Origin of the sequence: Oxynema aestuarii AP17 (assembly GCF_012295525.1) — a bacterium.
Classification (GTDB): Bacteria; Cyanobacteriota; Cyanobacteriia; order Cyanobacteriales; family Laspinemataceae; genus Oxynema; species Oxynema aestuarii.
In genome coordinates this window covers 819,098-839,139 of sequence record NZ_CP051167.1, presented here as the reverse complement: position 1 = coordinate 839,139, position 20,042 = coordinate 819,098, and the positions used below count along the sequence as shown (strand labels likewise).

Annotated in this window: 17 protein-coding genes; 5 read left to right on the top strand and 12 right to left on the bottom strand. The window is 52.4% G+C overall.

Annotated elements, in window-relative coordinates:
• Window positions 1-28: 28 nt before the first annotated feature.
• From HCG48_RS03420 to HCG48_RS03380, 9 genes are all read right to left on the bottom strand, one after another.
• Window positions 29-508 carry an FG-GAP-like repeat-containing protein gene (locus HCG48_RS03420; protein WP_168567902.1) on the bottom strand — a complete coding sequence of 160 codons (480 nt, stop codon included), beginning with the start codon at window positions 506-508 and terminating at the stop codon, window positions 29-31.
• Window positions 509-657: 149 nt separating this feature from the next.
• Window positions 658-1,797 (bottom strand): RNA-guided endonuclease InsQ/TnpB family protein, encoded by a 1,140-nt coding sequence (locus HCG48_RS03415; RefSeq protein WP_168567901.1) that lies wholly within the window; start codon window positions 1,795-1,797, stop codon window positions 658-660.
• Complete coding sequence (locus tag HCG48_RS03410) at window positions 1,745-2,317, bottom strand: IS607 family transposase (protein WP_168571722.1); 573 nt, start codon at window positions 2,315-2,317, stop codon at window positions 1,745-1,747. Before HCG48_RS03410 ends, HCG48_RS03415 begins: the two co-directional genes overlap by 53 nt.
• Before the next feature lie 171 nt (window positions 2,318-2,488).
• On the bottom strand, window positions 2,489-3,730 hold the full coding sequence (locus tag HCG48_RS03405) for a class I SAM-dependent methyltransferase (protein ID WP_168567900.1): 1,242 nt from the start codon (window positions 3,728-3,730) through the stop codon (window positions 2,489-2,491).
• 83 nt (window positions 3,731-3,813) lie between these two features.
• A complete protein-coding gene (locus HCG48_RS03400; RefSeq protein ID WP_168567899.1) occupies window positions 3,814-4,863 on the bottom strand; it encodes an NAD-dependent epimerase/dehydratase family protein in 1,050 nt (349 codons plus the stop codon).
• Window positions 4,787-5,638 carry a glucose-1-phosphate cytidylyltransferase gene (gene rfbF, locus HCG48_RS03395; RefSeq protein ID WP_168567898.1) on the bottom strand — a complete coding sequence of 284 codons (852 nt, stop codon included), beginning with the start codon at window positions 5,636-5,638 and terminating at the stop codon, window positions 4,787-4,789. The genes HCG48_RS03400 and rfbF overlap by 77 nt, the downstream gene beginning before the upstream one ends.
• 919 nt (window positions 5,639-6,557) lie before the next feature.
• Window positions 6,558-7,181 (bottom strand): cytochrome c oxidase subunit 3, encoded by a 624-nt coding sequence (locus tag HCG48_RS03390; RefSeq protein WP_168567897.1) that lies wholly within the window; start codon window positions 7,179-7,181, stop codon window positions 6,558-6,560.
• Between the two features lie 101 nt (window positions 7,182-7,282).
• Window positions 7,283-8,974, bottom strand: coding sequence for a cytochrome c oxidase subunit I (gene ctaD, locus HCG48_RS03385; protein ID WP_168567896.1), 1,692 nt, complete (start codon window positions 8,972-8,974; stop codon window positions 7,283-7,285).
• A 75-nt stretch (window positions 8,975-9,049) separates the two neighbouring features.
• Window positions 9,050-10,078 carry a cytochrome c oxidase subunit II gene (locus HCG48_RS03380; RefSeq protein ID WP_168567895.1) on the bottom strand — a complete coding sequence of 343 codons (1,029 nt, stop codon included), beginning with the start codon at window positions 10,076-10,078 and terminating at the stop codon, window positions 9,050-9,052.
• Window positions 10,079-10,573: 495 nt separating this feature from the next.
• Here HCG48_RS03380 and HCG48_RS03375 point away from each other — a divergent pair, with 495 nt between their 5' ends.
• Both HCG48_RS03375 and HCG48_RS03370 read left to right on the top strand, forming a co-directional pair.
• A complete protein-coding gene (locus tag HCG48_RS03375; RefSeq protein ID WP_168567894.1) occupies window positions 10,574-11,500 on the top strand; it encodes a COX15/CtaA family protein in 927 nt (308 codons plus the stop codon).
• A gap of 82 nt (window positions 11,501-11,582) precedes the next feature.
• A complete protein-coding gene (locus tag HCG48_RS03370) occupies window positions 11,583-12,563 on the top strand; it encodes a heme o synthase (RefSeq protein ID WP_168567893.1) in 981 nt (326 codons plus the stop codon).
• Window positions 12,564-12,572: 9 nt separating this feature from the next.
• Here HCG48_RS03370 and HCG48_RS03365 read toward each other — a convergent pair whose 3' ends face one another.
• Both HCG48_RS03365 and HCG48_RS03360 read right to left on the bottom strand, forming a co-directional pair.
• Window positions 12,573-13,742 carry a cysteine desulfurase family protein gene (locus HCG48_RS03365; RefSeq protein WP_168571721.1) on the bottom strand — a complete coding sequence of 390 codons (1,170 nt, stop codon included), beginning with the start codon at window positions 13,740-13,742 and terminating at the stop codon, window positions 12,573-12,575.
• A 161-nt stretch (window positions 13,743-13,903) separates the two neighbouring features.
• Window positions 13,904-14,305 (bottom strand): DUF7682 family zinc-binding protein, encoded by a 402-nt coding sequence (locus HCG48_RS03360; protein WP_168567892.1) that lies wholly within the window; start codon window positions 14,303-14,305, stop codon window positions 13,904-13,906.
• Between the two features lie 9 nt (window positions 14,306-14,314).
• On the opposite strand from HCG48_RS03360, the gene HCG48_RS03355 reads away from it, so the two are divergent.
• The 3 genes from HCG48_RS03355 to HCG48_RS03345 all read left to right on the top strand — a co-directional run bounded on the left by HCG48_RS03355 (window position 14,315) and on the right by HCG48_RS03345 (window position 18,066).
• The gene (locus HCG48_RS03355; protein ID WP_168567891.1) at window positions 14,315-14,629 is read left to right on the top strand and encodes a hypothetical protein; all 315 of its coding nucleotides are present in this window, start codon (window positions 14,315-14,317) and stop codon (window positions 14,627-14,629) included.
• Window positions 14,630-14,828: 199 nt separating this feature from the next.
• Complete coding sequence (locus HCG48_RS03350; protein WP_210437160.1) at window positions 14,829-16,094, top strand: RNA-guided endonuclease InsQ/TnpB family protein; 1,266 nt, start codon at window positions 14,829-14,831, stop codon at window positions 16,092-16,094.
• Between the two features lie 325 nt (window positions 16,095-16,419).
• Window positions 16,420-18,066 carry a phospholipase D-like domain-containing protein gene (locus HCG48_RS03345; RefSeq protein WP_168567890.1) on the top strand — a complete coding sequence of 549 codons (1,647 nt, stop codon included), beginning with the start codon at window positions 16,420-16,422 and terminating at the stop codon, window positions 18,064-18,066.
• A gap of 81 nt (window positions 18,067-18,147) precedes the next feature.
• Here the strand turns inward: HCG48_RS03345 and HCG48_RS03340 are convergent, their stop codons facing one another.
• Window positions 18,148-19,152, bottom strand: coding sequence for an RNA polymerase sigma factor, RpoD/SigA family (locus tag HCG48_RS03340; protein ID WP_168567889.1), 1,005 nt, complete (start codon window positions 19,150-19,152; stop codon window positions 18,148-18,150).
• Window positions 19,153-20,042: the final 890 nt, after the last annotated feature.

The window sequence follows — 20,042 nt, the reverse complement described above, 5'->3', positions numbered from 1 at the left end:
AGGGGTGCCATGCGTATTTCTTCGGAGTTTATGGCTCGGGACTTGCATGAAGATCGCCCGAAACCCTTATATTTTCGTAAATGAGAACGCGATCGTGTCCCCAACCGATCGAAATCAAGTCGAGATCGCCGTCGCGATCGAGATCGATCGCCTGAGTGCCGTCATGGTGTTCGTCGCCCACGGCAACCAGATGGGACTTCCACTGAAGACCCACACCGTCGCGATTCTCAAACCAATAGACTTTCGCGGTTTCCGGATGCTCCAACTGATGCTCGCCGACGACGACATCCAGATCGCGATCGCCGTCCCCGTCAATGTCGTAATCGACTCCCCCCGCTTCAATCGCTAAGGTCTCCGGTTCGATCGCGTAAGCGTCCCACCCCGTCGCGGACCGCCGATATCCTACAATCGACGGTCCGCGACTGCGAGCGGCGATCGCGAAATCATTAACGCCGTTGCGATCGAAATCAAAAACCACACTCGCCGTTTGCTCGGTCGAAGAACCCAACCGGAGCAGTTCTCCTCGTGTACTCGACAGATGAACCCAGCCGTTTGCTACCTCATGTCCGCGAGTCGGTAGCAGATAGTCTTTAACCCGGTAATTACTGGTAAAACCTAGTAATACTGTGTATTAGGTGCTATCTTACCTGGCTCTGGCTAATTGCCAGAGATTGTTTTCAAGAAGACATTGATACTGCCATTAGCATCCCGGTCGATTCTATGGGAGCAATTGGGGCAGATAAATTTCTTAGAACCGCCTAGCCGATTGTGAATCTGCCCGCATTTTGAGCAGGTTTTGCTTGTATATTCTTCCGTGACTTCTATTACCTGGCAGCCTCGTTTAACTGCTTGGTGAACCAGCCTCTGTTTAAAGCGGTAGTGCGCCCAAGTGAGCAAAGAACGTGCTGTTTTATGGTTAATCTTTCGCTTGGCTCTGTAGACCATAGACGATGACTTAAAGTCGGGAATAATGACCTGGGAGTAATTAGAGGTCAAGAAAGCAGCAGTCTTTTTGTGACATTCATCAACCAGGTTTCTAATTTTTATTCTTAGCTGCCGAGCCAGCTTTCTTAGCTTGAATCTTTCGCGCTTATTGTCTCTACCTTTAGCTTTAGCAGTTTCTGACTGAATCCGATCTAAACGCTTACAGAGCTTGACAATGCGCGAGATTGAGCCGTTGCCTAGTTCAATGACCTTGTTGCCGTCAAAACCAGTCAAAAAAGTTCTCACTCCAGGGTCTAGGGCGATCGCCTGTTGATGAGGATTGGTCAGCCTTTCCTCTTCGACGGTGTAGGCTATAAACCATCTACCTCGATCCAAAATGACATTAAAATCGCTCGGAATCGCTGCTGGTATTTCTTCACTGGCATTAACTTTTAGCTCCTTTAGCTTAATTCCTGACTCGGTTTTGTGCGTTGGGTAGGTCGTGCCCCCTCTCCAGTTTTGAGACTGTAACTTAAAGGATGAAACGGGTTGACGGCAACTCCGAAACTTTGGCCTCAGCTTGTGTTCTTTGGGAGTGTTTTTAAAGGCGGCATGAGCGTCGAGCACCGCCGCTCCACGCAAATTAAAGGGAGTTGAATTTACCCATTCCGGGATATTCGACATCACCACCTGACGCAAGTCATAAGCACTAGGTAATTTAAGCCCTTCAAAGTAAGTATCGCGTAATCTTGCCATTCCGGCGTTATAGCAATATCTGCTAGCTGCCAGCCACTTGCGCCAAGTCATCTTTAATTCGGTTTCAGGGTAAACCCGGATCTTCTTTGATTTGAGACTTGTATTTCCTGAGTCCATAGAGTCGGCAAGAGAAGACGTGAACGATTGCCAGTATGTCTTCCACCATTTCTTTTTCTGGACTAAGTTCTGTGTTGTTGCAAACCACGAGTTCTGTATGGTTGAGTTCGCAAATCCATTTGAGCAACTCAAATCCAAATCTTGCCAATCTGTCTTTGTGCCCGACCACAAGCTGTTCGACATCTCCTGACATAACTCGTTCCAGAATGGCTTTAAATTTTTTTCGATTGTAGTTGAGTCCTGACCCGATTTCTTTGATGACTTCGGCTCTTGGGTAGAGGCAAAGTAGGTAATCTGCTTGCCGGTCTTGGTCTGCTTTTTGCTTGTGACTGCTGACTCTGGCATAGATGATCCTGGCTCTATTTTTCTTTCCGTCAATCGAGGATATGTCATACCTGCGATGTCCAGAGGGAATTCTAATTGCACGTATTTTTCCTTGTTTGTCCCAATTTCGCAGGGTCTTCTCAGAGACTCCGAGAATTGCTTGCGCTTCTTTCGGGGTGACATATTTTTTCGGCATCTTGGTGGTAAAAATCCACAATTTAATCCTACCACTTTGGATGGCTAATTTTCCGGAATATTCAAGAAAATTAGCCATCAGCACAAATGGCTTGCACGTCACCAAACCGAACGAAACCAAAGCACACAAACAGAAAACTAGCCCCTGACGATACACGATCGCCTCCAACGATTACCGCTCATTTCCTACCACCTTCGGTTCCGGAATCGGAATAATAAATTTCCCCCCCCGTTCCCGATAGCCAGACTGTTGCTGCATAATCTCTTCAGCAAAATTCCACGCCAAAATCAACACGTAATCGGGCCGATCTTCCAACAACTGACTCGGCGCCACGATCGGAATATGATTGCCCCCCATATACCGCCCCTGCTTGAACGGATTCAAATCGGCAATATAATCGAGCAATTCCGTATCGATCCCAAAATAACTCAACAACGTCGTCGCCTTCGCCGCCGCCCCGTATCCGACAATTGTTTTTCCTTCTTTTTTCAGATCCCAAAGAATCTCTAACAACTTCGTTTTAATCGCTTTAATCCGGGCGGCAAAATCCCGATAATAATCCAAGCGGTCTACTCCCCGTTCCGCTTCCATTTTTAACAACCCCTTCACCGAATCTGCGATCGCTTCCTTCGGTTCCACAAACAACCGCAACGACCCGCCATGAATCGACGTCCGTTGAATGTCATTCAGAAATAATCCATGACGGCGGAATAACCGATCTAACGCCGTCACCGAAAAATAACACAAATGTTGATGATAAATCGTGTCGAATTCACAGTGGTCTACTAAATCCACCAAGTAAGGGGCTTCGATGACCGCCACCCCGGTTTCTTTTAACAGAATTTTAATCCCTTCAACAAACCCATTTAAGTCGGGAACGTGGGCTAAAACATTATTCCCTAAAAATACGTCCGCTTGTTTCCCTTCTTCACGTAACTGACGGGCCAGATCTTTGCCAAAAAACGTACACAGAGTGTCAATCCCTGCTTTCCGAGCTGCCTCTACCGGACCGGACGCCGGGTCGATTCCCAATACGGGAATCCCTTTTTCAGCGAAGTTTTTTAGCATGTAACCGTCATTACTCGCCGCTTCGATGACCAGACTATTTTCATCCAGCGATCGCCGTTCGATTAATGCTCTGGCACTCTTTCCGAAATGTTCGAGCAGCGATTTAGAAACTGAAGAAAAATAAGGATAATCCCGACAAAAAAGAATTTCCGGCGGCACACTTTCGGTAATCTGAACCAAGGTACATTCGGGACAAAAAACCAAGTCCAAAGGAGCAGTATATTCTTCTTCACCGAGTTGTTCTTTCGTCACTAAAGCGTCGGCCAGGGTCGTAATCCCAAAAGAAACAATCGGTTTGAGATCGGAATGTCCGCAAGAGCGGCACGTCGGCTGTGAAGCGTTCATAAGTTCTTTCCGATACGCTAAAAATACTGGGCGTCGCGCGTCCGAACCTACAGATTTAGCCCAAACGCGCGACGACGAACGAATTACACGGCACTTACTTTAGGAACTGCCGTTTTCCACCGCAAATTGCTGTCGAGTTCTCCAGTAGACAACAATTGCTGAATGTGAGCGATGCGCTTGTATTTCGCCCCTTCAAATTCTTCGAGGGTCAATCCGATTTTTTGATAGGTGTCGTACAGTTCCTGCGCCCCTTTCCGCGCGTTCCACTGCGGTTTAAAATTCGGCAGCACGCGCAAGATTTTACTGCAATCGACCCGATAACACCGTTTGTCCGGTCCCGCATCTTTGGCATATTCGATCTCGCAGTTGGGCACGGTTTCTTTAACGATATCGGCCAATTCCCGGATTTGATAGTTGTCTTCGTTGCGCCCGACGTTAAAAGCTTGATTGTGAATTGCTTCCCGAGGGGCTTCGAGAACGGCGAGGAAAGCGCGGGAAATATCCTCGATATGAACGATGGGTCGCCAGGGGGTGCCGTCACTTTTGATATAAACCCGTCCGGTGGTAAACGCCCAGGCGACCAGGTTATTGAGGACTAAATCGAACCGCAGTCGGGGAGAAACACCGTAGGCGGTGGAGTTTCTCAAAAAGGTGGGACTGAAGTTGTCGTCGGCGAGTTCGGCGACGTCGCGTTCCACTCGCACTTTCGATTCGCCGTAAGGGGTGACGGGGTTGAAGGCGGACTCTTCCGTGAGCCAGTCTTGACCTCCGGCGCCGTAGTTGCTGCACGAGGAGGAGAAGATAAAGCGTTCGACTCCAGCTTGTTTGGCGAGTTTGGCGAGGTTGACTGACGCTTGATAGTTGATGTCGTAGGTCAGGTCGGGATTTAAGTCGCCGAGGGGGTCGTTGGAGAGACCCGCTAAGTGGAGAACGGCGTCGAAGCCTTCGACGTCAGCCCGTTCGACGTCGCGAATGTCTTTTTGAATTTCAGTAATTTCGCGGATACCTTCGCCGAAGGTACAGCGCTGGTAAAGGTCGCTATCTAATCCGACGACTTCATACCCGGCTTCCAGCAATAGGGGTACCATCACGGTGCCGATATATCCTTTGTGTCCCGTCACTAACAATCGCATTGTCGTCCTCCCACAATTTCCAAGGTGCTTTACCGCTCATCCACAGGCTTTCGAGGAGCCGTTTGTCGCGCAAGGTGTCCATACATTGCCAAAAGGAGTTATGGCGATATGCCATCAGTTGTCCGTCTTTGGCGAGGTTTTCTAAGGGGGCTTTTTCCCACTGGGTATCGTCTCCTTCGATGTAGTCGAACACGCCGGGTTCGAGGACGAAGAAGGCGCCGTTTATCCATCCTTCTTTGGTTTGCGGTTTTTCGGAAAATTCACAGATGGAATCGCCTTCGATTTCCAAATGTCCGAAACGCGCTGGGGGTCTGACGGCGGTGAGGGTGGCGAGTTTGCCGTGGGAACGGTGGAAGTCTAAAAGATCCCTTAAGTTAAGGTCGGAAACGCCGTCACCCCAGGTGAGCATGAAGGTTTCGTTGTTAACGTAAGGGGCGAGTCTTTTTATCCGTCCGCCCGTGTTGGTGTAGAGTCCGGTATCGACTAAATCGACTTTCCAGTCGAGGCGCAGTCCGCCGTGTACGTCTACGTTTCCGGTACCGAGATCGACGGTAAGGTTACTGTTGAGGGAACAGTAATCGACCATGTATTTTTTGATGACTTCGCCTTTATAGCCGAGGGCGATCGCAAAGTCTTTAAATCCGTGATAGGCATAGTTCATCATGATATGCCATAGGATCGGTCTTCCGCCGATTTCGACCATCGGTTTGGGTTTGCTTTCCGTTTCTTCGGAAATTCTGGTCCCCAGTCCTCCGGCTAAAATTGCAACTTTCATGCAGAATTATCCTCGTTTCGTCGTTTTTTATACTCGAATTGAGTCAATTTTTTTTCTCGTTTTTAGTTAAGTGTTGACGAGAAAAGTAGGCGAGAAACAGTTGCCCAAAAAAACAGTTATCAAGCTTTTGCTTTTTTAACTATTTCTACGGGTTGAAAAAATAATTTTCGAGTGTTTCAGAACTATTTTTTGTTTTAACTCGATGGAATTCAAGTTGTCAAATTAAATTTGTTGAATGAGAAGTGGAATAATTGCTTTTTGTTTACATTGGTTTTAACACAAACTTCTGATGACGATCGCCCGTTCTCTCTCCCTTTGTTCGGGAAGTATTGACAAAAGTTTTTAAATATGCATTTTAAAGCTCTACCGCGATCGCCTCCGTCGATCGTCCGTGAAATTACGGGCTTGTGGGCGTCGTTTCTTCAGAATATTGCAGAAATCGGCGAAATACCAGTATCTTTATCAAAAAAATACATTTGACCTTGGCGACTGCCACCGAGTTTATCCGTAGAATTACTGGGATTGTGAGGAGAGGGAGCGGCGATCGCCATTTCACCGAGTCTTTAAAGTTTCCATGAAGGACAACTATCGCTTTTTTCAAACCCATCAGGGACAACTTCAATCCCCCTCAATCCCCCCAAATCCCCTCTTAACAAGGGGGCCTTGACCGAACTCCCCCCTTGTTAAGGGGGGTTGGGGGGGATCCTCGATCGACTCGATTTAGACATCGCTCTATACTTTCATCCCTTCGGTCATCTGGGAAATTTTAATAAAGCGATACTACAAATGAAGCGGAATTAAAAATGCCGATCGCCCGCCTTCTATCAAAAAATTCAATCCAAAAAAAACACCCCCGAACCCTTAAGGGATGGGGGAAAATAGGGGTACTCGACGCCCAACGAACCGGAGGCGATCGCCCCTACAACAGATACAGAATCGTAAATAAAATAATCCAAATGACATCGACGAAATGCCAGTACAACTCCGCCGCTTCCGGTCCGAAATGAGCGTGGCTGCTGTAACGTCCGGCTTTGAGCGATCGCGTCAACACCGCCAAAATCAAAAACAAACCAAAACAAACGTGCAACCCGTGAAACCCGGTCAACACGTAAAACGTACTCGTAAAAATATTATCCGTCAGACCGAAACCCGTGTGATTGTACTCGTAAAGCTGCCCGGCGAGGAAGATCGCCCCCATCAATGCCGTCGCCCCAAACCAGAGGCGCAATCCTTTGAGATCGTCATTCTTAATCGCCCGATTGCCTTGATTCATCACGAAACTACTCGAAATCAGGATAATCGTATTGATCCCCGGGACGAGTAACTCCATTTCCGGCGTTCCTTCCGGGGGCCAGGTCGGGTTCATCAGGCGAAATGTGCCGTAAGCGGCAAATAACCCCAGGAAAATCATCGATTCGGCAATCAGGAACATCGCGATCCCGAAAATACGATGGTCTGGATGTTCTTCGTGAGCGGCGCCATGTCCCCCACGAGTTTCCCCGTAAACGACACGTTCCGAAGAGTCAACAGTGGAACCTTGCATGAGTTGTACTCGGTAACAATAACAACAGAGAAAACAGAGAAAAAATTAAAGTCTGCACGGGGTGTAGGGATACGAGATCCCGTATCCCTACCTACTCCGATTTAACCGACATCGGCTTTCACTTCAGCCAGCAGTTCGTTCACCGTGCGATCGCGATCGCTGCGCTCGAACGAGTCGATCCCGTAATCGTAAGGCCCCGTCCACAACACGGGTTCCTCCAAGAAATTCTCTACAGGCGGCGGCGAACTGGTCTGCCATTCCAGGGTCAGTGCTTTCCAGGGATTGCCAGTCGCTTGCGGCCCGCGAATCCAACTCCAAATCGCGTTGATAATCAACGGAAAGGTAGAAATAGCCAACAAGAACGAGCCGACGGTACAGACCATATTCACCGTTGCAAACTGCGGGTCGTATTCCGCCACCCGTCGGGGCATTCCTTGCAATCCTAAGTAATGCATCGGCAAGAAACAGAGGTTAAAGCCGACAAAAGTTAAAACGAAGTGCAATCGTCCGAGGGTTTCGTTCATCATCCGTCCGGTCATTTTGGGGAACCAATGATAGATGCCACCGTAGAGACCGAAGACGCTGCCGCCAAAGAGGACGTAGTGAAGGTGAGCGACGATGAAATAGGTATCGTGAACGTGAATGTCGAAGGGAACGGACGCAATCATGATCCCGCTCAAACCGCCGATGACGAACATCGAAATAAACCCGAGTCCGAATAACATGGCGCTGTTGAGCCGCAATTTGCCGCCCCAGATCGTCGCCAGCCAGCTAAAGACTTTAATCCCGGTGGGGACGGCGATAATCATGGTGGCAATCATGAAGAACATTCGCAACCAGCCGGGGGTGCCACTGGTGAACATGTGGTGAGCCCAGACAATCAGACCGAGGAAGCTAATGGCCAAGCTGGAATAGGCGATCGCCTGATAGCCGAAAATCGGTTTGCGGGCGTGAACGGGCAGAATTTCCGAGATCAGGCCGAAAATCGGCAGGATCATGATGTACACCGCCGGGTGGGAGTAAAACCAAAACATGTGCTGGTAAACGATCGGATCTCCTCCTCCCATCGGATTGAAGAAGGCGGTTCCTGCGATCAGGTCGAAACTGAGCAGGACTAAGGCCCCTGCCAAGACCGGGGTGGACATCAAAATCAAAATGGAGGCGGCGACCATCGCCCAGCAGAATAAGGGCATGTCGTTGAGGGTCATCCCCGGCATCCGCATTTTGAGGATAGTGGTGATGAAGTTGACGCCGCCCATAATTGATGAGGTTCCGAGGATTAAGACGCTCAGAATCCAGAGCATTTCCCCGGCTTTACTTCCGGTGGTACTCAAGGGCGGGTAGGAGGTCCATCCGGCTCCGGCGGCGCCCCCACTGACGAAGAAGCTGAGGATGAGTAAGATCCCGCCGGGGATAATCATCCAGAAGGCGAGGGCGTTTAAGCGGGGGAAGGCCATGTCTTTGGCGCCGATCATCAGGGGGATGAGATAGTTGCCAAAGGCTCCGGTTCCGGCGGGGACGATCCACAGGAAGATCATGATCGTGGCGTGGATCGTAAACAGGCTGTTGTAGAGTTCCCGGCTGACAAAATCGACTTCCGGGGTCGCCAGTTCGGTGCGAACGGCGGTAGCGAGGGCGCCGCCAATGAGGTAGAAGATGAAGGTGACGACGAGGTATTGAATACCAATGACTTTGTGGTCGGTACTGAAGGTGAAGTATTCGCGCCAGGGGGTCCGGTGATGCCCGTCGAGGGTTTCCGGGGTGGCGTTTTCAGGGGTATCTACTTGGGTCATAACTGAATGGTTGTGACGGATGCACGGTTTTCGATCGCGCGGATCTCGGGATCGGGCGATCGACCCGTTCGGCTGTTAAATATGATGGTGGATTTTGTGGGATCCCTCGGCTTGGGGCGGGTGTAGTTGACCTAAGCCTTGGGCATTGACCCCGATTTCGTCGGCGTAAGGTTGCAGGTATTCGGCTTCGCTCAATGAGTCGGTGTTGAGGGCGATCGCGCGATCGTCGCCGCTCTGTTGGGCGGCAATCTGGCTTTGCAGCCATGCCTCGAATACTTCCGGTTCTTCGACGACGACCTGAGCTTTCATGCCGCCGTGATAGGCGCCGCACAGTTCGGCGCAAACGACCGGATAGGTGCCGACGTCTTTGGGGACGAACCGCAGTTCGGTGTCCCGTCCGGGAATGGCATCTTGTTTGAGCCGGAATTGAGGAATCCACAAGGCGTGGATGACATCGCTGGCGGCGATCGTTAATTTGGCTTCTTTTCCGGCAGGTAGATGCAGTTCGCCGGAGGTGACCCCACTGTCGGGATAGGTGAAAATCCAGGCAAATTGCAATCCGAGGACGTTAACGCTGACGTCGGCATCCCGACCTTGGGTCCCGGGGGACGCGCCGACGCCGAGGGCGACTTGTTCGGCGTCGCTTGCTTCGGGGGTTTCGGTGGCTCCCGGTAGGGGCGCCGCGATCGCCGCCCCGGAATGTCTGACCTCGGCGTGCATGGTTTTGGGATCGTGAGAGGCCATCGGATCTAACCCGCCCATCGAGTTGTAGACCTCGAAACTGTAAATTCCCAAACCCAAGACGATCGTGGCGGGGATCGCCGTCCACAAGATTTCTAGGGGAATGTTTCCTTCAATGGGCGGCCCGTCGGTTTCGTCTCCGGGTCGCCGTCTGTATTTGAATACGGAAATAATGATAATTCCTTGCACGAGTAAAAATAAACCCGTGGCGATGGTCATCATCGTATTGAACAAACCATCGACCCAAGGCGCTTCCTCAGAGGCGGCTTGGGGCATCAGTCCGTTATGCTGTCCGAACCAGTAACTGACGATAGTCAAAATGATGCCTGCCAGCATCGTGACGATCGAACTGGGTATATTCACGTCATACCTCCTCGCAATCCACACCCCTGTCCGAACTCGACGCCGATCCGAGGGGGTCTCGACCCGACGCGCGATCGCCACAGGGGTGACTTACTCCGTTAAGTTAACAAGTTTTTCGGCTCGCTTTCCCCTATCACGTTAAAGCAGCTCCTTGAGCCTCGGCGGCCAATGTCTCGAAATCTTTATGATTTCTTTGGGATTGAACCGCCCGAGTCGATCGCGCTTCGGGTAGGACGGGCCGACATTGCGGGGGACAGAGCGCTCGCGGGTGGTTTTGTAAACTTACACAACTTTTTGCGATCGCGCCGCCCCCGGTTCCCGCCTCCGTTTCCACAATCGAAAAAAAACACTAAAGCATTTTATCTGGCTCGATCGCGTCGTTATTGTAGTAACTGGAACATTTAACAGCCCCCCAAGGGATGTAAAGTTTTCGTGAGTAAATACTCACCCAGGCGACTGGTTTCGCCTGTCAGTGATGCCAAGGAAGTAGGAGTTATGGCCCATTCAGTCCTGGATAGAAATGCCGCTCTGGCACGGAGCAACACTCGACCTCGGGATCGAATTCGGCGGTTGGTGTGGAAAATCGCGATCGCGACCCTGTTGTTAATGGCCGTAGGCAGCGCCACTCGCGTCATGAATGCAGGTTTGGCTTGCCCGGATTGGCCGTTATGTTACGGGCAGTTGGTGCCGACCGAACAGATGAACCTGCAAGTCTTTCTCGAATGGTTCCACCGCTTGGATGCCGCCGCCATCGGCCTGAGCGCGATCGCCTTAACCGCTTTATCCTGGTGGGATCGGCGATCGCTCCCCGGTTGGTTGCCCTGGGCTTCCACCCTCGCATTAGGGGCGATCGTCTTTCAAGGACTCCTCGGCGGCCTCACGGTTACCGAACTCCTGCGCTTTGACATCGTAACTGCTCACCTCGCCACGGCCTTAATCTTCTTCACCATCGTCCTGGTTATCGGCGCCGTACTCCTTCCCTACGAAGGCACCGGAACCGTGGGCAAACTCCCCTGGGTCGGCTTGACCAGCAGCATTTTCGTCTATTTGCAAAGCCTTTTAGGCGGCCTCGTCGGCTCCCAATGGGCACTACACCAGTGTTTCGGCTACCAGCAACTCTGTAGCGTCATGAACGCCCACCTCGCCGGAGTCGTTCCTCCCACCCTGACGACCGCTACCTTGGTCGTCCTCGCTTGGCGGACGCCAGCCCTCCACGGTACCCTGCGCCGACTCGCCAAGTTCTCCGGCTTCTTATTGCTGCTACAAATTGGCTTGGGAATCGCCACCTTTTACCTGCACTTACAAGTCGAACCGCTCACCGTCGCCCACCAAGCGACCGGGGCCACCTTGCTCGGCACTTTAGTGGTCTTTACCGTGTTAGCCCTTCGAGACCGGGCGGCAACCCTTGCATCTACGCCATAATTAACCAGATTCGCAAGACCGTCGAACTCTTGACAGATGCTCCATACCCTCGGCATCTTAAAAGCTTATCAGGAAAAAATTCATGCAAGACATCATCGGGACGGGTGTCCGACGACACCACGACAATCTGCTCCAGGTTTTTCGCAGTTACTATCAATTGACCAAACCCCGCATTATCTTGCTGCTGTTGATGACCACGATCGCGGGCATGGTCTTGGCTTCTCACGGACGAGTCGATCCCGTGTTGGCCTTAGCGACGGTCGCGGGAGGGGCAATGGCCGCAGCATCGGCGAATACGATTAACTGTCTCTACGATTGCGATATCGATTACATCATGGAACGCACGCGATCGCGTCCGATTCCCTCCGGTCGCGTCCAACCGCGCGATGCCGCCCTGTTTGCCGCGTCGTTGGCGATCGCCTCGTTTACCCTGCTCGCCACCTTCGCCAACCTGCTCGCCGCTTTACTGGCGATGTCGGGCATCGTTTTCTACGTCTTGATTTACACTCACTTCCTCAAACGCCACAGCACTCAAAATATCGTGGTCGGCGGCGCCGCCGGGGCGATTCCTCCTTTGGTCGGCTGGGCGGCGGTGACTGGGGATCTCGGATGGGCGCCGTGGGTCGTCTTCGCCATTATCTTTTTCTGGACGCCTCCCCATTTCTGGGCTTTGGCGATGATGATCCGGGACGACTACGCGGCGGTCGGGGTGCCGATGCTGCCCGTGATTGAAGGGGATGAGGATACGGCCCGCCAAATCTGGCTCTATACCCTGTTGCTGCTCCCCCTGACGTTGCTGTTGGTTTACCCGTTGCACGTCAGTGGGGCAATTTACGGGGCGACGGCGATCGCCTTGGGCGCCATCTTCGCACGCAAGGCGTGGCAACTGCTCGCCGACCCCCACGACCGGGAAAAGGCCCGATCGCTGTTCAAATATTCGATCTCTTACTTGATGCTGTTGTGCGTGGCGATCGCCCTCGATTGTTTGCCGTTAAGTCAGCACGTGACCAGCACGATCGCCGAAAACTTACCTCAGTGGCTCGGCGCGATCGGGCCGATGTAGTCCGCCCTTTCAGACGCTCACGCACAGGGGACGCGCCAACAATCGCCGGATCGTTTGTTTCAGAACCATTGCCGTCCAGTCGATATCGGCGGCAGTGGTTTCCCGTCCCAAGGTCATCCGAATTGCTGCCGTCGCCAATTCTGGCTCGTAACCCATCGCCAGCAACACCGGACTGGGGTTAAGTTTGCCGCTACTGCACGCCGAACCGGAACTGATGCCAATTCCCGCTAAATTCATCTGACGCACTAAATCTCGACCGGAAATCGGTTTTTCCCGTCCGGGCGCCGCCAGACAAAAGCTGACGTGATGAGGCAAGCGCTGCCAGCGATCGCCCGTGGGAATCAGTTCGGGAACGTCGGCGAGGGCGTCGAAGAGGCGATCGCGCAAGGCACACAAGCGCGGCACTTCCCGGCTCATCTCTCGGCTCGCCAGTTGCGCCGCTACCCCAAATCCGGCGATCGCCCCCACCGCTTGGGTCCCCGACCGCAACCCCCGTTCTTGTCCGCCTCCCCCGAATAAGGGCGCCAATTCGATCCCGTCGCGCAGGTAAAGCGCCCCCGCTCCCTGGGGTCCGTAAATCTTGTGACTGGATAGGGACAGCAGGTCTACGGGCAGTTTTTCCAAATCCACGGGCAACCGTCCCGCGACTTGCACGGCGTCGGTGTGGAAGGGAACCCCGTGCGATCGCGCGATATCTCCCAAGACTTGAATCGGTTGGACTGTTCCTACTTCGCTTTGTCCGTAAATCACCGACACTAAAACTGTATTGCGTTGCAAGGCGTTTTGTAATTCGCTCGGATTGACCCGTCCCTGACGGTCTACCCCCAAGCGGGTCACCTCCCATCCCCGTTTTTCCAACGCTTCGACGGTTTTGGCGATCGCCGAATGCTCGACGCTCGAAATAATCAGGTGTTGCGGTCTGTCGTACTGGAGCGCAATCCCGGCGATCGCTAAATTATCCGCTTCGGTTCCTCCCGAGGTGAACACGATCGATTCCGGCGGCGCATTCACTAAATTCGCCACTCTAATTCTCGCCATTTCGATCGCCGTGGCGGCCCGTTGTCCCCATTCGTGCAAGCTCGAAGGGTTGCCCCACTGGAGATCGAACGCTTCTCGGACGGCGGCGATCGCCTCCGGACGCGGCGGTGTTGTCGCACTGTAATCTAAATAAATCTGCATGGCGTTATCGAGCGCAGCTACGCCCTCACGATCGGCTTTTCCCATTGTAGGTTTTACTGGGGGCGTGAGATTTTAGAGTTTAGATTTTAGAGTTTAGTTTTTAGATGGCTTGAGGGAGTCGGGATTGGAGCCGAACGAGTCTCTTTCCTAACCCCAAGTGTCTAACTCCCCGGTTTGCACACATTGTAGTCTTCGTGTGACAAAACCGCTTCCGGAACGGCCATACTGCCCGCATCCCGACAAATCATCCGATAGTTGCGCGTGACGGGAATGCTGATAATTCGGCGATCGTGGCGCAAACGTTTTCCGCCAAACTCCCGATAGTTGCGCTGGTTATTTAAGCCGTCAATAATCGCCCGCGCCTTGACCACGACATAATCGGGTAAGGCACGCAAATCGATCGGATCGCGATCGAAAGATGCCTCCCATTCGAGCTTCTGCTGTCGCTTTTGAGCGCAAGCTTCGACTTCTTGCTCCCTCGCTTTTTGCTCTTGGTCGCATCGGTGGCACTTCTGACCGTATCCTTTATGGCCGCACGGAAAGGTTTTTTTTCTTCTTGGCATAAAACAGTGGTGTTGGCTTTTGTTTCCACACCTCAAGAGCGCAACTACCCGAGCGCGGACGCCGCGCCCTCAAATTCAGCAGACCCAGACCTCAATCTGCGATCGCGTCACCTTAAAAACATAGTCACTCAAGACTTAGGCTGGGTAGGGGCGTTTCGCGAAACGTCCCTACTGAAGGTGAGACATGAAGCCCCGTCACTGAGCGTGCGGGTTGCTGACCCATCGGTCGGCTACAGATCTCATGGTACTGCAATTCCAACTCAGAATGATTCTTATTCCCTCGATCGCTTATTCGAGCGCTGGCACGCCGTTCCCAATTTATAGAGCTGTCCTTAGCCCTGGCAGTTTAACTTTTAAGGGGTTCGGGGAGCGATAAGTCCCGCGCTGTATGCGAAGCATCAGCGTCGGGATCCATGGACTCCCCTTGAAAAGTCTCATCCCCACTCTACGGGAAGGGCCAAGCCCTACGAAGGGGATGAGACCAGCATTTACCAGCAGCTATAGCCTGTAGTAAATTATAGTCATGCTGACCATGAACTACACTTACCGAATCTATCCAAATGTCGTACAGCAGACTGAACTGCGGTCGTGGCTTGAGACGTGCCGAGGCGTATATAACTACGCTTTGCGCGAACTCAAAGACTGGATTGCTTCTCGTAAGTGTTCGGTAGACCGATGCTCGCTGGAGAAGGAATACATCATTCCTGCCGATGAACCATTTCCGTCCTACCATCGTCAGCAGAACAACCTGCCCAAAGCGAAGAAGCAATTCCCGCATCTGGGTAAGGTACATTCTCAGGTGTTGCAGACCACAATTCGCAGACTGCACGATACCTGGGAAGCCTTTCAGAAACGGGGACATGGATTCCCTCGTTTCAAAAAGTTCGGTCAATTCAAATCCTTTGTATTTCCCCAGTTCAAGAACAATCCTATCAATGGCTTCACAATCAAGTTGCCAAAAATTGGGGAAGTACCCATCAACCTGCATCGACCCATCCCTGACGGGTTCAAGGTAAAACAGGTAAGGGTACTGTCCAGGGTACGGGGTACACAATGGTATGTTGTCGTCACGATTGAATCGGATATATCGGTTCCCGATGTCCCGGTTCACGGTCGGGCGATCGGGATTGATCTGGGATTGCAGCGATTCTTGACCGCTTCCGATGGCTCTTTCCAAAAGCGACCCCAGTTTTTCAAGTCGATGCAACGCAAGCTGAAATTGCTGCAACGCAGAGCGGCTCGAAAACAGAAGGGTTCTCAAAACTGGGAGAAGGCGCAAATCGAAGTGGCTAGAATGCACCATCGCATTGCGAACCGTCGTAAAGATTTCCATCTGAAGACGGCTCATCAGCTTTGCGACCGGGCGCCAACCATCTTTGCAGAAGACCTCAACGTCAAAGGCTTGACGCGAGGGATGTTGCGAACAGATTGTGTAGATGCTGCCTTCGGACAATTCCTGTCTCTGACGGAATGGGTGTGCTGGAAACGGGGGGTCTACTTTGCTAAAGTCAACCCCAACGGCACCAGTCAAACCTGTCCCAACTGCCTTGCTACGGCGAGCAAAGGGTTGGAAGTCAGAGAGCATCATTGTCCTGAGTGTGGGTATCGAACGCATCGGGATCGTGCCGCAGCAGAGATGGTTTTGCATCGTGGACAAGAAAACGTAGTATCCCAGGGACTCTGGGGAACGGAAACCGCCTGTCAAGTCGGTCTGTCGGGGGTCTATGACCTAGATAAGTGGCGTGGGGCAGGAATACCCAATCGTGAGACTGGGAAGCCCGCGCTGTAATCTTTGATTCAGCGTCGGGAGGATGTCACTGCAATGACAAGGGTGAACCAGGAATTCAAGATAGGGGGATCCTATCATATTTGCGGATCCGATCGCGATCGCTCGATCGCCCGCCTCCGTGCTTCATTCTCGGTACGAGGCGACGCGCGTTGTAAGTGATTCGACTTTCGCGGATTGAGGCGATCGCCGATGGCTATCGGATTAGCTGATACAATCTCAGAAAAAAAGATAGGGTAACAAATTTTTAAAAACTCAAATATAAAATAAAATCACAATAGAATAAAAACACTCTAAAAGTAAAGCGATCTTGCTCCCGTTACTTGCCATGATCGATCGTGCGAAGTCGATACCTCTCTGGGGTCAACTGGCCATCTTATCTCCCCTCTTCTTACTTTCGGCCTGTTGGACTCGTCCTCCTCTAGAGCGTCTCACTCGCTCCGTTCCTCCCTTACCTCAAGATCCGGCGGTACAAGTTTATTTCAATCACAATCCGGCAGCCGAATATCGAGAACCCTATCGAGATTTCCGCCGTCAGGGCGATAATTTAGAACAGGTTATCGTCGAGGCGATCGCCTCGGCACAAACCCAGATCGATCTCGCCGTTCAAGAATTTCGACTTCCCGAAATTGCCCGCGCCTTGGTCGAACGGCACCGCGCCGGAGTGAGAGTTCGCGTGATTATCGAAAACACCTACAACCGTCCCTGGAGCGATTTGAGCGCCGCAGAAGTCGCCGGGTTGGACGAGCGCGATCGCGGTCGCTACGAGGAATTCCGCCAGTTAGTCGATCGCGACGACGACGGCACCCTCAGCCCGGAAGAAATCGCCACGGGAGACGCCTTAGTCATCTTGCGCGACGCCGGGATCGAAGTCCTCGACAATACCGCCGACGGCTCCAAAGGGAGCGGTTTAATGCATCACAAGTTCGTCGTGGTAGACGGTCGCACGACGATCGCCACTTCTGCCAATTTCACCACCAGTGGCATTCACGGCGATTTTGCCGATCCGTCCAGTCGCGGCAATCCGAATAATTTACTCAAAATTGACAGTCCCGAACTGGCGGCAGCGTTTGCAGAAGAATTCGAGCTGATGTGGGGTGACGGACCGGGAGGACAGTCGGACAGCCGTTTTGGGATAAACAAGCCGTGGCGGGACGATCGCACCTTCCAAGTCGGAGAAACGACGATCTCCGTTCACTTTGCCCCCAGTTCGAGCCGAGTCCCCTGGGAAGAGTCGGTCAACGGCACGATCGGCGCCACCCTTGGGAATGCCGACCGGGCGATCGACTTAGCGTTATTTGTCTTTTCCGTGCAGGAATTGGCCGACATCCTGGAAACGCGGCACCGCGCCGGGGTTCTGGTGCGCTTGCTCGTCGATCCGAGTTTTGCCTATCGTTCGTATAGCGAAAGTTTGGACTTGTTAGGCGTGGCGTTACCGGACGATCGATGCCGGGTGGAAGCTTTCAATCGTCCTTGGTCCGAGGCGATCGCCACCGTCGGCGTGCCACAGCTAGCACCGGGCGATCGTCTCCATCACAAATTCGCCCTGATCGACAACACCACGGCGATCGCTGGGTCTCACAATTGGTCTGTTAGTGCCAACACGCAAAATGACGAAACCTTACTGGTGTTGACCAATCCCACGGTCGCCGCCCATTTCCAGCGTGAATTCGATCGCCTCTACGACAATGCCTTGCTGGGATTGTCCCCCAAGCAACAAGAACGGATCGAAGCGGCGATCGCCCGATGCGGTGCCGACTCCCAAGCCGCAGCCCCGACCGTAGCGCCACAAATCAACGTCAATCTCGCCACGGCGGCAGAATTAGAAACCCTCCCCGGAATCGGCCCGACCTTAGCCGCGCGCATCGTCGCGGCCCGTCGCGAAGGACCTTTTACCTCTCTATCGGATTTAGATCGGGTTCCGGGAATCGGCCCGAAGATGCTCGAACGCTTGGGCGATCGCGTTACCTTTTAAAAAAACAAAAAATAAAAACAACAAAAAAGGGGAGGCACCTTCACCTCCCCCCAAACGGGTAAATCAGACCGTTTCATTGAGCTAGCTGGCGAGATATTCCTGCACGTTGGCTCGCCGCCGCCGCAATTGCGCCAAAGCTTGATGCTCTAACTGGCGCACTCGTTCGCGGCTGAGATTGAGTTGTTCTCCCACCTTGGCTAAGGAGAGTTCCCGTCCGTCTTTGAGCCCGAAACGCAAGATGATTACATCTCTTTGCTGGTTGGTCAACTCGGAGAGCAAGCTCTCGATGTCTTCGCGCAGTAACTCTTGGGTGATGTAGTTTTCTGGCGAAGCATCCGCGTCTTCGAGCAGATCTTGCAGTTCGGTGTCCTGATTGTCGCCGACGCGCAAATCTAAGGAGACGGGTTGGCGCGACATCAGCAAGTATTCTCGAATCTGCGCGGGTTCGAGGTCGAGTTCTTCCGCTAAGTCGTTCGGGGTGGGATTGCGACCCAAGGTTTGGGTCAGTTCTCGTTGGGCTTTCTTGATCTTATTGAGTTTTTCGGTAATGTGAATCGGCAGGCGGATCGTGCGCGCTTGCTGGGCGATCGCCCGGGTGATCGCTTGACGAATCCACCAGTACGCATAGGTCGAGAATTTATACCCGCGCATCGGGTCGAATTTCTCGACGCCTCTTTCTAAACCGAGGGTTCCTTCTTGAATCAGATCGAGAAATTCCAAGTTGCGCTTCTGGTATTTTTTGGCGATCGCCACCACCAAGCGCAAGTTGGCTTCGATCATCTTTTGTTTGGCTCTGCGTCCGACTTTGAGCAATTGTCTGAGCTCTTCGAGGTCTTTGCTGACGTGCGCGGCCCACTCTGTCTCGGTTGGTTCGCGATCGAGGGTCTTCTCCAACTCTTGTTTGGCTTCAAGCAGGCCCATCATTTGTTGCACCTGTTTGCCATAAACAATTTCTTGCTCGTGGGAGAGCAGGGGAACCCGACCGATTTCGTGGAGGTAACTCCGAATCGAATCCGTCGAGTCGCCGCGTCTGGCGCCCATATAGGTCTGTTTGCGGGTGGTTGGCCGAGTTTTTATGGTGGGCATGGGTAAGCACTACTCCAAACAAAATCAAATATCTAGCAACTCCGCACCCGGCTCCTCGGGCAGAATAGGTCTGAGTCGGGATCGGTGTCGGGAAAACTGAGGCTACGGGCAGATTGAGGCTACGGACAATTGATGCGTTCTCTTGCTTCGACCTGCCCTTTCTCCCTTCGGGAGGTCATCCTCACGGTCGGCTTATTAAAACGAAGTCATTATGAGTTTGCTTTAATCCATTGTACGGCAGACAGATTCCCCAGTAAAGAGGAAAATTAGGTTTTTTTTGAGAGGGCAGTTCTGTTTCGATGGGCGCAATCGGTTTCCCGCGCGAACAGGGGAAGGCTTGTTGTTGGCGGGGAGGCTCTCAAGCCATTAAAAATCGGAGACAGGAAATTCGGAGAGAGGAACGCGGTTTTGACTACAGCGCGATCGCCTCCTACTTCGGACGAAGAGAAAATTAAAATCTCCCGCTTTTCATCTTTTGGCGATCGCGGATGGCAAACAATATACGCTAGTTTCAGTATGAACCGATTCACTGTTGGCCGGGATTCGGCTTGAAGGAGTAATCTCCGTACACCCCCAGATCTCTCCCCCAAAAGACCCTTCGGTTCTTAGGACGTCGTGCCGATTGAGATGGGTTCGGACTCTGGGTCAGCCCAGGAATTCGAGTTTGCTAAACCCCTACACCTTATAAGATAATTTTTGAATACCCGTTGCGATCGGTGGATTGACGGGATACACCAACAGGGAAGGTTTTAAAACTTTTCCCCATCGTTTTAAGTCTTTTCACATGCGTTTCCCAGACTTCAAGAGCGAGAAAAATGCAGTTTCTGCACGAACCGTCATTGTCTTGAATCTAGAACCCCCGGACTTTAATAATACAACATACTACACAT

Excerpts from the sequence above, each read along its gene's own strand:
- HCG48_RS03415 (WP_168567901.1), bottom strand. The coding sequence starts at position 1,797 with ATGGACTCAGGAAATACAAGTCTCAAATCAAAGAAGATCCGGGTTTAC.
- HCG48_RS03410 (WP_168571722.1), bottom strand. The coding sequence starts at position 2,317 with ATGCCGAAAAAATATGTCACCCCGAAAGAAGCGCAAGCAATTCTCGGA.
- HCG48_RS03405 (WP_168567900.1), bottom strand. The coding sequence starts at position 3,730 with ATGAACGCTTCACAGCCGACGTGCCGCTCTTGCGGACATTCCGATCTC.
- HCG48_RS03400 (WP_168567899.1), bottom strand. The coding sequence starts at position 4,863 with ATGCGATTGTTAGTGACGGGACACAAAGGATATATCGGCACCGTGATG.
- rfbF (WP_168567898.1), bottom strand. The coding sequence starts at position 5,638 with ATGAAAGTTGCAATTTTAGCCGGAGGACTGGGGACCAGAATTTCCGAA.
- HCG48_RS03390 (WP_168567897.1), bottom strand. The coding sequence starts at position 7,181 with ATGCAAGGTTCCACTGTTGACTCTTCGGAACGTGTCGTTTACGGGGAA.
- ctaD (WP_168567896.1), bottom strand. The coding sequence starts at position 8,974 with ATGACCCAAGTAGATACCCCTGAAAACGCCACCCCGGAAACCCTCGAC.
- HCG48_RS03375 (WP_168567894.1), top strand. The coding sequence starts at position 10,574 with ATGGCCCATTCAGTCCTGGATAGAAATGCCGCTCTGGCACGGAGCAAC.
- HCG48_RS03370 (WP_168567893.1), top strand. The coding sequence starts at position 11,583 with ATGCAAGACATCATCGGGACGGGTGTCCGACGACACCACGACAATCTG.
- HCG48_RS03365 (WP_168571721.1), bottom strand. The coding sequence starts at position 13,742 with ATGCAGATTTATTTAGATTACAGTGCGACAACACCGCCGCGTCCGGAG.
- HCG48_RS03360 (WP_168567892.1), bottom strand. The coding sequence starts at position 14,305 with ATGCCAAGAAGAAAAAAAACCTTTCCGTGCGGCCATAAAGGATACGGT.
- HCG48_RS03350 (WP_210437160.1), top strand. The coding sequence starts at position 14,829 with ATGCTGACCATGAACTACACTTACCGAATCTATCCAAATGTCGTACAG.
- HCG48_RS03345 (WP_168567890.1), top strand. The coding sequence starts at position 16,420 with ATGATCGATCGTGCGAAGTCGATACCTCTCTGGGGTCAACTGGCCATC.
- HCG48_RS03340 (WP_168567889.1), bottom strand. The coding sequence starts at position 19,152 with ATGCCCACCATAAAAACTCGGCCAACCACCCGCAAACAGACCTATATG.